Annotated in this window: 15 protein-coding genes and 1 pseudogene; 13 read left to right on the top strand and 3 right to left on the bottom strand. The window is 42.8% G+C overall.

Features of this window, described 5'->3' with window-relative positions:
• The first annotated feature begins 367 nt into the window (after positions 1–367).
• From RM049_RS34585 to psb35, 5 genes and pseudogenes are all read left to right on the top strand, one after another.
• Complete coding sequence (locus tag RM049_RS34585) at positions 368–991, top strand: Uma2 family endonuclease (RefSeq protein WP_322690171.1); 624 nt, start codon at positions 368–370, stop codon at positions 989–991.
• A gap of 380 nt (positions 992–1371) precedes the next feature.
• Positions 1372–2526, top strand: coding sequence for a KamA family radical SAM protein (locus RM049_RS34580; protein WP_322707408.1), 1155 nt, complete (start codon positions 1372–1374; stop codon positions 2524–2526).
• 40 nt (positions 2527–2566) lie between these two features.
• Positions 2567–2728, top strand: a pseudogene (locus RM049_RS34575) (SET domain-containing protein-lysine N-methyltransferase); the annotation flags it as partial.
• Between the two features lie 90 nt (positions 2729–2818).
• The gene (locus RM049_RS34570; protein WP_322707407.1) at positions 2819–3808 is read left to right on the top strand and encodes a D-alanine--D-alanine ligase; all 990 of its coding nucleotides are present in this window, start codon (positions 2819–2821) and stop codon (positions 3806–3808) included.
• A 327-nt stretch (positions 3809–4135) separates the two neighbouring features.
• Positions 4136–4363, top strand: coding sequence for a photosystem II assembly protein Psb35 (gene psb35 / locus RM049_RS34565; protein WP_322674798.1), 228 nt, complete (start codon positions 4136–4138; stop codon positions 4361–4363).
• 126 nt (positions 4364–4489) lie between these two features.
• Here the strand turns inward: psb35 and RM049_RS34560 are convergent, their stop codons facing one another.
• A complete protein-coding gene (locus RM049_RS34560) occupies positions 4490–4930 on the bottom strand; it encodes a cyclic nucleotide-binding domain-containing protein (protein ID WP_322696418.1) in 441 nt (146 codons plus the stop codon).
• A 588-nt stretch (positions 4931–5518) separates the two neighbouring features.
• Between RM049_RS34560 and RM049_RS34555 the strand changes: the two genes are divergently transcribed.
• Together RM049_RS34555 and RM049_RS34550 are read left to right on the top strand one after the other, a co-directional pair.
• A complete protein-coding gene (locus RM049_RS34555) occupies positions 5519–6193 on the top strand; it encodes a cadmium resistance transporter (RefSeq protein WP_322707406.1) in 675 nt (224 codons plus the stop codon).
• Positions 6194–6437: 244 nt separating this feature from the next.
• On the top strand, positions 6438–7109 hold the full coding sequence (locus RM049_RS34550; protein ID WP_322707409.1) for a pentapeptide repeat-containing protein: 672 nt from the start codon (positions 6438–6440) through the stop codon (positions 7107–7109).
• Positions 7110–7785: 676 nt separating this feature from the next.
• On the opposite strand, the gene RM049_RS34545 is transcribed toward RM049_RS34550, so the two are convergent.
• The gene (locus RM049_RS34545; protein ID WP_322686589.1) at positions 7786–9471 is read right to left on the bottom strand and encodes a SulP family inorganic anion transporter; all 1686 of its coding nucleotides are present in this window, start codon (positions 9469–9471) and stop codon (positions 7786–7788) included.
• Positions 9472–9533: 62 nt separating this feature from the next.
• On the bottom strand, positions 9534–9758 hold the full coding sequence (locus tag RM049_RS34540; protein ID WP_322707405.1) for a hypothetical protein: 225 nt from the start codon (positions 9756–9758) through the stop codon (positions 9534–9536).
• A gap of 59 nt (positions 9759–9817) precedes the next feature.
• On the opposite strand from RM049_RS34540, the gene RM049_RS34535 reads away from it, so the two are divergent.
• From RM049_RS34535 to RM049_RS34510, 6 genes are all read left to right on the top strand, one after another.
• The gene (locus tag RM049_RS34535; RefSeq protein ID WP_322701760.1) at positions 9818–10018 is read left to right on the top strand and encodes a hypothetical protein; all 201 of its coding nucleotides are present in this window, start codon (positions 9818–9820) and stop codon (positions 10016–10018) included.
• A 50-nt stretch (positions 10019–10068) separates the two neighbouring features.
• Positions 10069–10275 (top strand): type II toxin-antitoxin system HicB family antitoxin, encoded by a 207-nt coding sequence (locus RM049_RS34530; protein ID WP_322707404.1) that lies wholly within the window; start codon positions 10069–10071, stop codon positions 10273–10275.
• Entirely contained in the window at positions 10272–10484 is a 213-nt protein-coding gene (locus RM049_RS34525; RefSeq protein ID WP_322701758.1) for a type II toxin-antitoxin system HicA family toxin, read from the top strand. Before RM049_RS34530 ends, RM049_RS34525 begins: the two co-directional genes overlap by 4 nt.
• Before the next feature lie 154 nt (positions 10485–10638).
• Positions 10639–10848 (top strand): hypothetical protein, encoded by a 210-nt coding sequence (locus RM049_RS34520; RefSeq protein WP_190911601.1) that lies wholly within the window; start codon positions 10639–10641, stop codon positions 10846–10848.
• A gap of 24 nt (positions 10849–10872) precedes the next feature.
• On the top strand, positions 10873–11097 hold the full coding sequence (locus tag RM049_RS34515) for a hypothetical protein (RefSeq protein ID WP_322701757.1): 225 nt from the start codon (positions 10873–10875) through the stop codon (positions 11095–11097).
• A gap of 189 nt (positions 11098–11286) precedes the next feature.
• Complete coding sequence (locus RM049_RS34510) at positions 11287–13023, top strand: DnaJ domain-containing protein (protein ID WP_322707403.1); 1737 nt, start codon at positions 11287–11289, stop codon at positions 13021–13023.
• Positions 13024–13038 lie beyond the last annotated feature (15 nt).

Here is a 13038-nt window from a genome sequence, read left to right as displayed (position 1 = left end):
ATCATCTTGAAGAAGATGAGGAAAAACTACGGGTTTCAACGTAGACGAGGTTTATAACTGTAATTATTCACCAGTATGCTTGTATTCTTTATCCACGGTGTCAACACTCAGAATTCTAGATATGCTGACGTAATCATAAAAAAAATCCACAACAAACTAGCAATTCCTGCAAACTTTTACTCAAGTTTTTGGGGGAACTTATTCAACAATAAAAAACATCAAACTATTAGATGTATTGAGAAGGATTTTTCTAGATTTTGTGAACATCATAAAGAATATAAAGGTTCGTATGATGATATTTACAGATACAGAAAACGAAGAAATGAGATAATTGAGTGAAGTACCCGTCAGCAAGGGAGCGAGGGCGATGTACGCAACCGTCACACAACCACTGACTTTTGAAGAATTTCTTGCCTGGGACGATGGTTCAGGCAGAGAGTTTGAGCTATTGGATGGGATTCCTGTGCCATTATCAGAACCAAATGCAAATCATGAGGATTTGATCGAGCGACTGTGTGCTTACTTAGAAAATCACTGCCAAGAAAATGACCTGCCTTACGTGTCGCGCCAGTCCAAGCAGGTTCGGCTCAAAACAGCACCAGGCGAAAAGGAAAAAAGCCGGAAAGCAGATATTGTCATATTTGCAAGAGTTGAATGGCAGAGGATGAAAACTAGCTCTAGTTCTGCTGCTGCATATATTCCACCACCCGGAGTAATTGAGGTCGTTAGCAACAACTGGAAGGACGACTATCTGACAAAACTTGCTGAATATGAGGACTTGGGCGTTTTTGAGTACATCATTGTGGACTATGCTGCTTTTGGTGGCATTCGGTTCATTGGCTCTCCCAAACAGCCAACCATTACAATCTACCAACTTGAAGATGGAGAGTATTTACCCCCAAAGGTGTTTCGAGGGCAGGATCGAATTGATTTTAGATTGTTTCCGAACATTCCCTTAACGGCTGAACAGATTTTTGCAATGAGTCGCTGATTAGCAACGAAGAAATTTATTTTAGTCGTCTTCTCGCCACAATCGCCCAACGGTAATCAAATGTGACGTAGCTGGCTGCATTATTCTACACAAGTTGTAAATTGAGCGATCGCTACGATCGCAGCATCAAGCTACTTAGTATAGAAAAATACTTATTATCAGATTGAAAGTAAATTTTTTTATTTTACCTAAAAATCTAAGTAAACATACTAATACACTGTGAGATAAATTTGCTTACCTTTAACAAGGGACTTGAGTAGGGGAAATTCATTAATTGCCCTTACTTGTCTGCTTGCTTAATTGAGATGGTAGCTGGATTTGCGCCGCACTCTATTAGGCTGTGATTGGTTTATTATTCTCAGCTTAATTTCGGTCTAATCATGATCAAAAACATTACTCTAGATCCTCTAGTAACTGATATTCGGTGTGAAGAAATTTGTCAGATTTTGGGAGAAACTTACAACCAGGAACACTGGAACGATTGGCGTTGGCAAATGCGGCATCGGTTGACTAAGCTGGAACACTTTCAGAAGTTATTCAGGCTTAGTGCTACCGAAGAACAGGGACTTTTAATTGCACCAGAGAAGTTTGCTGTAGCCGTAACTCCATATTTTGCATCGCTACTCGATCCAGAAGATCCCTTTTGTCCACTACGGTTACAAGTGATACCACGGCAAGAAGAACTAATAGTTAGTCCAGCAGACATGGTAGATCCATGCGGTGAGGATGGCGACACTCCAGTACCAGGACTTGTACACCGCTACCCCGATCGGGTGTTGCTGCTTGCCCTAGACAGCTGCGCTGCTTATTGTCGTTACTGCACCCGCTCTCGTTTAGTGAGCCAAGGTGAGATGTACCCAGTAACGCGGCGGTTGGATGCGATCGCCGCTTATCTGGAGGAACACACCGAGATCCGTGATGTGCTAATTTCCGGTGGCGATCCTCTATTGATGGCTGATGAACCTTTAGACAATTTGCTTAGGCGGTTGCGTGCCATTAAGCATATTGAATTTATCCGCATTGGTTCCCGCGTGCCGAGTTTTTTACCGCAGCGAATTACACCAGAACTGGTTGCCTTGCTACGTAAACATCGTGTGTGGCTATCTTTGCACTTTTGCCATGTGCAGGAACTTACCCCAGAAGTCGCACAAGCTTGCGATCGCCTCGCTGATGGCGGCATTCCTCTAGGCAGTCAAACCGTGCTGTTAAAAGGTGTGAATGATTCTGAAAAAGCCCTGAAGAATCTGTTTCACGGTCTTCTGAAGCTGCGTGTGCGACCTTATTATCTTTATCAATGCGACCCTGTTGTTGGGACTGCACATCTGCGAACGAGCGTGCAAACTGGGCTTGATTTAATTTCTAAATTACGCGGTCATACTACTGGCTACGCTGTACCAACTTATGTAATTGATGCCCCTGGTGGCGGTGGCAAAGTCCCAATTCAAGCCGAAACTCTAGTTGCTTATGAGAATGGTACAGCTACAGTGCAAAATTGGGCAGGTAAGACGTACACCTATGTAGATCCAGTAAAGTAGGTTTAACCCTACATATAGCAATCCTAAATCATTCAATCCCAATGCTTATTATGTGAAAAAATTCGCTGACCGAGAGTTGGATCTGATTGCCTACCGAGATATAGAAGCAGGAGAAGAAATTACTGCTAACTACAACGGTTCTCCTGATGATAAATCTCCTATATGGTTTGATGTTGTTGATGAGATATTTTCACTTAATTAAGGATTTAGTAATCGAAATTCTTTAATTAAGATATTTGATTTGTACGTTAAAGCTAACAGAGAAAGCTTTCTCACTGGGAATTATCGGGCTATGGGGTTATTCATTGGTCTGTGTTATGACCTGAAGGCAGATTACCTTCAGGCTGGTTTCAATGCCTCTGAGGTGATGGAGTTCGACGATGAAGAAACCATCATCGGGCTGGAAACTGCACTATTGCAGTTAGGTCATCAGGTTGAACGTGTCGGTAATGGTAGAGAACTTGCTCTGCGTTTGGCAAAAGGCGATCGCTGGGATCTGGTTTTCAATATTGCTGAGGGTTTAAAGGGTCGTTCTCGCGAAGCTCAAGTCCCGGCAATCTGCGAATTATTCGCTCAAGCTTACACCTTTTCCGATCCGCTTACCTGCGCCCTGACGTTAGACAAGGCACTAACTAAGAGAGTAGTGCGCGATCGCGGTTTGCCGACAGCTCCCTTTGAGGTCGCGAATACTACCGCAGAGGCAGCAGCTGTGTCGTTGCCAATGCCACTTTTCCTTAAGCCTATGGCGGAAGGCAGTTCTAAAGGGGTAACTGGGCGTTCTCTTGTCAAAGAACGCGAGGAGCTAGTCAATACTTATCAAGTGTTACACGAACTTTTTGGGCAACCAATACTCGTGGAAACCTTTCTTCCTGGTAGAGAAGTAACAGTAGGCATTATTGGCAACGGTAGCAACTCACGGGTAGTAGGTGTGATGGAAGTAATTTTTACAGGCCAAGTGGAAGCTTTTGCCTACACCACCCTTAATAAAGATGAGTATTTGGAACGGGTATCTTATCGTTTGCTTATAGATCCCGAACCACTGGCAGCACAGGCAAGGCAACTAGCGCTGGATGCTTACCATACTCTTGGTTGCCGTGATGCTGCCCGCGTGGATCTGCGCTGCGATCCTAGCGGTGTATTGCAGTTTATGGAGGTTAACCCATTGCCAGGGCTACATCATATCCGCTCAGACTTACCAATGATCGGACGTTTGGGTGGTATGACATATACAGAAATCATTGCTGAAATAGTCGAGTCTGCATGGCAAAGATATAAATGCTGAAGAAGAGGCAGTGGGGCAAGCTAACAGGTGCAACTAGTAATTCGCCAAGGGAACTTAGCAGGGAAAAGGGGAAGGTGGCGGGAACGGGAAAAGGTTTTAAATCCCTTACCCTTTTCCCTTTCGCCTTTCCCCAACCCTCACAAGCGCATTTTTGGGTTGGCAGACCACTAGGTGCAACAAACCTACACCTGTCAGCGACTTCCCCCTCCCCTCTGCCCTTTTTTATGCAATATGAAGTTGCTCAAACTAAACTACAGAGGGATGTTAGGTGATACGCTCATCTTATAGGGTGTTCAATAGTGTTACCTGACTGTGGAGAATATACTCATGAATTTATTATTTATGCAAACAGCAGCACCAGCTATAGATGCTGCTCCTCATTTTCCTGTTGCTTTTACCTTGGTGTATGTCGTTGGTTTTGTTGCTGCTGTCACCATTGGCTCAATAGCTTGGTACAACTCGAAACGCCCCGCAGGTTGGGAAAGCAAAGAACGTCCTGATTTTGTGCCTAAAGTTGATAAAGAAGAAACTCCGGGTGTGGGTGAACCTAAATAATAAGCAGTGATCAGTGCTGAGTTTAATAATCAAACTTACAGCAGTTTTCATTTATTTTGAACCACATTTTAGATTATTCAGAAGCCTTGTAGAGACGTAGCAGTGCTACATCTCTACATTTGCCTATTAACTCCGCAAAGAGCTTACATTCATATCGTCGTTCAATCTGCGAATCAAACGGGATAACTCACGAATGATATTCACCGCAATTTCGGGAGTTTCTTCGATCGCATCATATAGTTGCTCTTGCGTCAGTTCTAAAAATTCACAAGGTTCCAAAGTCGTGGCAGTGGCAGATCGAGGTTGAGTATCGAATACTGCCATCTCACCAAAATATTTTCCCTGTTCCACCTCTGCCAACTGTTTATTCCCAATGTGAACTTTAACTCGACCGGAGACGACAATATAGAGCGATCGCCCTTCTTCTCCCTGTCGAAAGATGGTGTAATTAGCTGGGAATGACAATTCGTTCATCACTGAAGTGAGCCGCACAATAAAATCATCCCGCAATTCCTTAAAAATCGGGACTCGCCGGACAAATAATAAACGGTCAACACTGGTTAGCATAATTACAAGTTAAAATTCAACATTACTGAACATCTCAAAACTGAAGTCAGAGGGCGATTAGTCATATTACCGATGTTAAATGCTAGCCGTCAAGGATATCCGAGCCTTTATCATCTGACAAGAGTTCTCTTCAATAAGAGCGATTGCATAGAAGTTTCTCAAACAATAGCTCAGTATTCAATACTACTCGTTTTGTGCATTTTGAACTCAGAATTTAGTTTAGGGAAAAGGTTAAAGGCTATTTTCTTTCCGTTTTTCCCTCATAAGTGTCAATGGGTACAAAGCCGAAAATATCTAGTAATTTTGTCAATCACTTTTATTTATCATTTTAAAAAACAAGAGTATTTGCTCTTATTTGGCTGCAAGCCATAATATTGACTTCATGAGCTCCCAAGGTACCTTGCTGAGAAAAAAATCACCAATTTGATTGGAGGCAATGCCTCTAAAAATTGGGTCATTGGCTGATAAATAACGAATATCGCTCGGTTGTCGTTAGAAAAACAGTCACAAAATCTCCTAACCTGCCCTCAGATCGAGAAGCAGAGAAGATTAACACAAACAGCATTAGAATTACTGTGAGCAACAATTATGGCTTGGCTAATTAGTACATTATTGATTGGAATCTCTGTCGCTTTTGCAACTACCTTTGACGACAACTTATATTTGACAGCTTTTTTCGGTAAAGTCAATCGTAACTTTCGTCCTAAGCATGTTGTTCTCGGTGAATTCCTGGGATTTACTACCTTAGTATGTGCTAGTCTCCCTGGTTTCTTCGGGGGTCTGATTATTCCTAGCAGCTGGATTGGTTTACTAGGTTTACTTCCCATCACCATTGGTATCAGTAATCTCATCAGTCGAGAAGAACAAGAAGAGACAGTGCAAGCTGTGTCAGTTGACTTAACCTCTCCGGTAAAATCTGCACGCCAGAAGAAATCACTATTAGCAACCATCCGCGATCCTCAAACTTACCGTGTTTCTGCTGTCACCATTGCCAATGGAGGAAACAACATTGGAATTTATGTACCGTTGTTTGCCAGTAGCAATCTTCCAAGTTTGGGCGTAATTCTGTGTGTTTGTTATTGCGCTGTTGGGATGTGGTGTTTACTCTCTTACAACTTGACTCGTAATCCTCTGATGACTCCCGTTTTAACTCGCTATGGTCGCAAAATCTTCCCCTTTATCTTAATTTACTTGGGACTGTCTATCTTAATTAAAAGTGAAACATATCGTCTTTTACCTAGTCTGGCAATGCTTGGGAATTAGGTATGAAGCGATCGCTCCCCCTTGAGTGGACGCTCCACGCGATCGCAATTCTTGATGATGTAAGCAAACAAATCAGCGATCGGTTCCCATCCAAAAAGATTTTTTAATCACTTGAATTTATCAATATGAATAACAATAATATTTGCTCTTATCAATCAAGTTATCTAAAGTGAGAATAAAGCACATTATCGATGGCTCTTATAAAAGCAAGCCCACCAATAGGAATCAGATTATGAAGGAACTAATGAATCAATCCAACTCTAAAAAATTAACTCAGTGGCTCGTAAAAGCAGTGTTTCTGGTAGTTGTAGCGGGATTTACTCTGCTTATCCAGCCCAGCGCTAGAGCGCAAACACTAACACCATCCATACCTACGGAATCTGAACTAGCTCCAGTTGAATCGCCAATAGAGCCTGTAACACCACCAGTAATATCTCCGCTTAAATTACCAATAGAGCCTGTAACACCACCAGTAATATCTCCAGTTGTGCCGCCAATAGTGTCAGTAGCAGATAACGTTAGACATTTATTACAAACCAATGAATGTGTCGGCTGTAACCTGGCTGGGGCAATGTTAAAGGACACAAACCTGCAAGCAGCAAATTTGGAAGGTGCTAACTTACAAAATGCAGACTTAGAAAGAGCTAACTTGCAGCAAACAAACTTACAAGGGGCTAACTTTCAAGGAGCAGATTTAGGCAAGGTAAACCTTTGGGGAGCAAACCTGGTGGGAGCAAACCTATTTGATGCAGACTTAGAGAAAGCCAATCTACTGGGAGCCAATCTGCAAACCGCTAACCTACAAAACGCAGACTTGGAAGATACAAATCTGACAAATGCAAACATCCAGGGAGCTAACCTGATGGGTGTTGATTTGGAAGATGCAATCAGACCGGAAGGATTCGCTATTCGGTAATTAAACTGAAGTTCTCCATACGAGTTGAATAAAAAATATCAAAAGCCTGATTCAGCAATGAATACAGGCTTTAATTAATTCGTAATTCGTAATAAATAGACTTCTTGGCATTTGTAGGGAAAAGGGTAAGGGGGGAATAGCACTAAGATAAATCCAAAGTCTTGTGTTGCCTCGTTCCCAGCCTGGAGGCTGGGAACCTATTTTGCGAGGCTCCGCCTCTTCTTTCTTGACCAGAGGCAGAGCCTCTTGGAACTCGTTCCCAGTCTGAAGACTGGGAACGAGGTTATACAAGAGTTTCGGCTTTTCTTAGAAGGCAGCCAAAAATCAAATTATCCAGGAATTGGGAACGAGGTTAAACAAGAGTTTCGGCTTTTCTTAGTGCCATTCGGGTAAGGGGGAAAGGGAAAAGGAATAAAAAACCTTTCCCCTTTCCCCCTTACCCCTTTTCCCACCTCTTGCAAAAGTAACTTTTGCAAGAGGTCTAATGTAGATGCAAAGGGGCTTGCTGCCGGTTAGTACAGAGACGCAGAGAACGCAGAAAGAGGAGAAATAGAGAGGATGTTTAAAAAGTTTTTTTGGTAACAACAAAGCCTTTTCTCAGAAGGAAAGAGGTTTCGAGAGGGCTTTCTAGGATATTTTGTGACTTTTCAAACATTCTCTTAATGTCAAAATATTTTCAGTCATTTAATTCCAGCAATTCTTTTGTTTTCAAATCAGCCGCTACAGGTTGAGAACATGCAATCTGAGGAGAGATAGAGCAAATCGCCTCTGTGGTTGTTTCAAAACAATTTGACAACCCAATTGTATTTAACAATCCTGTACGTTCTAGTAGTTGTTGGACTTCGGGTTGTAAACCTGTGAGAATTAAGCGGCAATTGTGCCGTTCCAAGTCATGATAAATATCCTCTAAAGCTACTAATCCAGTTGTATCCATATTTGGTACAAACCGCAACCGGAGAATTAAATATTTCACTTCCGGTTCATCGCGGAGGAAGGTAGCAAACCGTTCAGCAGCACCAAAAAATACAGGGCCATCTACCCGATAAACGGCAATTTCTTTACCTAATTCCAAAGGAGTACCGGGGGGAAATACTTCGGTTTCAGGTATTTTAGCTAGGCTCAATTCGCTCATGCGTTTGATGAACAAGGCTCCAGCTGCAATCAATCCCACTTCGACAGCGAGAACTAAGTCAAACAATATTGTCACTAGCCAGGTGAGAATCATTACAGCAAAGTCTGAGTAGGTAGCACGCATCAATAAACCAATGGCTTCCCACTCAACCATTCGCAGGCTAACCACCATCAAAATCCCAGCAAGTGCTGCTAAAGGAATCTGTGCTGCTAGGGGTGCTAAAGTTAAAACGATGATGGCTAAGGCAACACCGTGAATTACGCCAGATAGTCGGGTTTTGCCGCCAGAACGGACATTGACAGCAGTTCGAGCGATCGCACCTGTGGCAGGAATACCACCAAAAAATGGCACAATCATATTAGCCAAACCTTGACCAATTAATTCGCGATCGCTATTATGTTTCTCGCTAACAGTCATTCCATCAGCCACAACCGCCGATAGCAACGATTCAATACTTCCCAGTGCAGCTAAAGCCAAAGCCGGGTTAATTAGTTCCCGAATCAGGCTAAAATCATTCCAGTGGGGAATACCTTGAGGCATCGGTAAAGATTGAGGAATCGTGCCAATTGTTGGTACATTCAGATGGAAAGCAGAAGCGATCGCAGTTGCTAACACTAGTCCCACTAAAGAACCTGGTATTGTCGTATTGATCCTTGGCCACAAAAGATTGGTGGCAATTACCACAACTGCCAAAGCAACTGCTGCCCAGTTTAAAGCTTCTACATGAGTTAGACTTTGCCAAAGTCCGGGTAAAAAATGTTCGCTACGTGGTAATTTTAAACCAAAGAAATTATTTAACTGACCACAAAAAATAATCACGGCAATACCATTAGTAAAACCTGCCGTTACCGGATAGGGAATAAATTTGACTAACTGTCCCAGTTTGGCAACCCCCAAGGCAATTTGGATAATCCCAGCCATCACCCCAGCAATCCAAACTTTCTCAAGGCCGTACTTGGCGACAATTCCCACCAAAACTACAGCCATCGCACCTGTTGGCCCTGTAATCTGTACTGAGGAACCACCAAAAATCGCGGCGACAATTCCCGCCACAATCGCGGTGTAAAGTCCCGCCTTTGGTTCCACACCACTAGCCACGGCAAAGGCTAAAGCTAAAGGCAATGCCACCACTGCTGCTGTTAGTCCTCCCGTGAAATCGCCACGCAGCCCACTAAACAAGCTACCCAGCCGCAAAAGCTGTGGTTCTTTGAGGATATTAGATGTTGCCATATCGTCATTTTTAACTCTTATACACAATTTGCTGAAGCACACACAAATGTTATTCCATCTTTTTAGTAGATTTCATCAGGGTTATTGAGAATTCCCTGATTGCGTATGGGTTTTGGTTCAAGTTCGCCTATTTGCTGATTAATAAAAGCGCAGGCTTGCTTGACATAATCGATAGAGTGTGTGTATGGTATGCGATCGCTACCTAAAGTCTCAGTTACAGAGATAAATTTCTGCTTTAATCCAAACAGAGGCGAATTTAAAGATTGGGATGCAAAGTATACAACCACGGTCGAGATCGTTACTTGAGAAAGCTATAATTTGCTTGGAGTAAAGGTGATGTATCCTTATGCTGACACTTGAGCAAATTGAATCCGCGATTCTTCAACTGCCACCCAACGAGTACGAAAAGCTTATTCAATGGTTTGCTGATTTAGACTATCAACGGTGGGATGAACAATTAGAGAAAGACATTGCTGATGGCAAACTGGAAGCTTTTGCACAAGAAGCGATCGCTGAGTTCAAGGCGGGGAACTGTCGAGCAATTTAATGCATTCGTTTTATCCAGGAATCGCTTTTATTACAATCACTGGCTTACCTATGAACTTCACAATAGAGATTGAACAAGAAGAGGATGGACGCTTTCTGGCTGAAGTGATTGGTTTTTCTGGTGTACTGGCTTACGGTCAGACACCAGAAGAAGCAGTTACTAGAGTTCAAGCATTAGCTCTGCGTGTGTTAGCAGATAAGCTGGAACATGGAGAAGTAACTCCAGAGCTAGTCAGCGTTTCATTTGCCGCAGCATGAGTGAGTGGTCTAGCACAAAGGCAAAGCGTGTCCTAGCTGCTTTGCTGCGTATTGGTTGGGAGATTAAACGCCAATCAGGTTCGCATAAAATTATGACACGTCCTGACTGGGCTGATTTTGTGTTTGCCTTTCACGATGGTCAAGAGATTGGGCCTCGGATGTTAGCAAGAATTGCTAAAGTAACAGGTTTAACACCTGAAGATTTGTAATCAAAGTTCTAATTTTAGATAAATAAGCTAGGTTAATTTGAGTATTTCGGCTTTATGAAAAATTCATTCAGTATTTCAGTAAAAGTACAAATGTAAACATAAAAAATATTTTGTTAATTTGGTTCTAAATCTATTAACTGTAAGCGAAAAAATAATGGCTGAAAAGCGTAAAGAAGACGATATCAAAGAAGCTTCAGGATTCGCAGCAGGCGGAGCCGCAGCAGGTGCAGGAGTGGCAGCTGTGGTTGGTAACATGGGACTGGCAGGAGCATTCGGTGGTATTGCTATTGGGGCAGCCCCAGTCGTAGCTGCTGGTGCTGTAGTTGGACTAGCAGCTTATGGTTTGAAGAAGCTCTTAGACTAAAGAATACAGGAAAGAAATAAACAAATGCTAAACTCTGAAAACTCTAAGGCTATAGGCGCTATCGCAGCAGCTTCATCTGCTGCTGCTGGTCTAGGTTCAATTACAGTAGCTACAATTACTTCTACCGCTCCTGGAATTTTAGGTGTTTTGGGATTTACAACAACGACGGTTGTAGCATTGCCAGCAGCAGGAATTGTAGCTACAGCAGGACTTGCAGCTTATGGAGTAAAAAAGGTCTTTTTTGACTAAGCTGTAGATAGTAAAAATTTGTCAAATATTATAGATAGCCCTCCAGTAAGTTTACTGGAGGGTATTTGCTATTCTAAAAAAACTTTATCTCAACCGAGGAAGGATGAAAATGCATAGGCGCAACCCGCCGTAGGCATCACACTTTGCCTTGTTTTTTCTTAATTTGTTCCTCTTCAAAAACAAAAACCAGTGACACAAAACTCTAAAACAGGCGCAGCATTCATTGCAGGTGGAACCATAACAGGTGTTGGTGTTTCCGCAACTGTAGGCGGGATGGGTCTAGCAGGTGGTTTTGGCGCTGTCGGTATTGGTACAACTCCTGTAGTTGGTGCTGGCGCTGTAGCTGGTGCTGCTACTTATGGCGCTTTTAAAGCGATCGCAGAAGGAGATGCAGCTGCCTTCGCTACAATGGGAATTGGTGCAGTCGGCGGTGCTGGTGTTTATAGCATCGTCGGTGGTATGGGTTTAGTCGCACCGAAAGTAGGGCTGGCATTTGGCATTGGTGCAGTACCGATGGCGGGAATTGGTGCAGTAGTTGGACTCGCCGCCTATGGTATTGCCAAACTATTAGATGAATCGGGAATTAGCGAAACTCCAGCACAGCTTTTTGAGCGGATGGAAGAGAAAGTTTTGCAGATGGGCTACTATTCCGAAGCAGCGATGGAATTAGATGCATTTTTATCTGGCGACGATCTCAACCAAAAATTTGCTGTTTTGGAAATGGAAGACGAGTTACAAGCGCTTAAGGCTGAATTCAATAAAAAATCAGAATTTGTTACCCCTAAACCTTTTACTCCCAATATTGAACCAGAAAAAATATCTTTGACAACCCAGCTACCTGAAACTTGGAGATGTGTACGCACACTCAAGAGTCACTTAGCGGCAGTTAATGCGATCGCAATCAGTTTTGATGGTACTACCTTAATTACTGGCAGTGATGACAGACAAGTTAATTTGTGGAACTTGAAAATCGGAAAATGGCTTTATACATTCTCTGGACAAGCAGAAGCAGTTTTATCTGTTGCTATCAGCCCTGATGGACAGCAGATTGCAAGTGGTAGTGTGGATCGCAAAATCAGCAGTTGGCAGATAGACACTAAAAAATTTCTCCATACATTCTTTTATTTAAATTCTCCCTACAGTCATAATGGCTTTGTTAACTCGGTAGTATATAGTCCTGATGGGGCAATTATTGTTAGTGGTAGCGCTGATAAAACGATTAGAATTTGGGGACGCTACACAGGAGCAGTAAAACGCACATTGAATGGACACTCAGACGCAGTTTTATCTGTCACCATCAGTCCCGATGGTAAAATCCTTGCCAGTGGTAGCGCCGATAAAACTATTAGGCTTTGGGATGTCAAAACTTGGGAACAACGCTATATTCTCACTAAACATTTGGGTGCTGTGAATACAGTTGCTATCAGTCATAACAGTCAAACTCTTATTAGTGGTAGCACAGACACCACAATTAAACTGTGGAATCTCCAAACTGGAGAATTAATCTCTACTCTGACTGGACACTCAACTGCGGTTTTGTCTGTTGCCATTAGCCCTGATGGAAAAACCCTCGCCAGTGCCAGCCGAGACGGTACAATCAAACTTTGGAACCTCCACACTGGGGAATTACTACAAAATCTTTCTGGGTGTAATCCCGTTGCTTTTAGCCCTGATGGCAAGACACTGGTAAGCGGCGGTAATGGCGGAAGCATCAAGATTTGGAGTCAATTTACTCTCAATGGATTATCTGGGGAATGGTGGGAAGTCTTGGGCGTAAATCAGAGCGATCGCCCCAATGTTGTTAAAATTGCCTACCGTCGATTAGCAAGATTGTATCATCCTGATGTTAATAGTTCTGCGATCGCAAAAGCCTCGATGCAAGCAATTAATCGAGCTTATACAGAATTCCAGCGACAGGTAATATGAAGTTAGCAGTTTATC

The organism is Nostoc sp. DedQUE04, assembly GCF_034530995.1.
Classification (GTDB): Bacteria; Cyanobacteriota; Cyanobacteriia; order Cyanobacteriales; family Nostocaceae; genus Nostoc.
This window is presented reverse-complemented; position numbering and strand designations above follow the sequence as displayed.

Bases quoted from the DNA above. Each gene is read 5' to 3' on its own strand.
- RM049_RS34585 (WP_322690171.1), top strand. From the start codon at position 368: ATGTACGCAACCGTCACACAACCACTGACTTTTGAAGAATTTCTTGCC.
- RM049_RS34580 (WP_322707408.1), top strand. From the start codon at position 1,372: ATGATCAAAAACATTACTCTAGATCCTCTAGTAACTGATATTCGGTGT.
- RM049_RS34570 (WP_322707407.1), top strand. From the start codon at position 2,819: ATGGGGTTATTCATTGGTCTGTGTTATGACCTGAAGGCAGATTACCTT.
- psb35 (WP_322674798.1), top strand. From the start codon at position 4,136: ATGAATTTATTATTTATGCAAACAGCAGCACCAGCTATAGATGCTGCT.
- RM049_RS34560 (WP_322696418.1), bottom strand. From the start codon at position 4,930: ATGCTAACCAGTGTTGACCGTTTATTATTTGTCCGGCGAGTCCCGATT.
- RM049_RS34555 (WP_322707406.1), top strand. From the start codon at position 5,519: ATGGCTTGGCTAATTAGTACATTATTGATTGGAATCTCTGTCGCTTTT.
- RM049_RS34550 (WP_322707409.1), top strand. From the start codon at position 6,438: ATGAATCAATCCAACTCTAAAAAATTAACTCAGTGGCTCGTAAAAGCA.
- RM049_RS34545 (WP_322686589.1), bottom strand. From the start codon at position 9,471: ATGGCAACATCTAATATCCTCAAAGAACCACAGCTTTTGCGGCTGGGT.
- RM049_RS34535 (WP_322701760.1), top strand. From the start codon at position 9,818: ATGCTGACACTTGAGCAAATTGAATCCGCGATTCTTCAACTGCCACCC.
- RM049_RS34530 (WP_322707404.1), top strand. From the start codon at position 10,069: ATGAACTTCACAATAGAGATTGAACAAGAAGAGGATGGACGCTTTCTG.
- RM049_RS34525 (WP_322701758.1), top strand. From the start codon at position 10,272: ATGAGTGAGTGGTCTAGCACAAAGGCAAAGCGTGTCCTAGCTGCTTTG.
- RM049_RS34520 (WP_190911601.1), top strand. From the start codon at position 10,639: ATGGCTGAAAAGCGTAAAGAAGACGATATCAAAGAAGCTTCAGGATTC.
- RM049_RS34515 (WP_322701757.1), top strand. From the start codon at position 10,873: ATGCTAAACTCTGAAAACTCTAAGGCTATAGGCGCTATCGCAGCAGCT.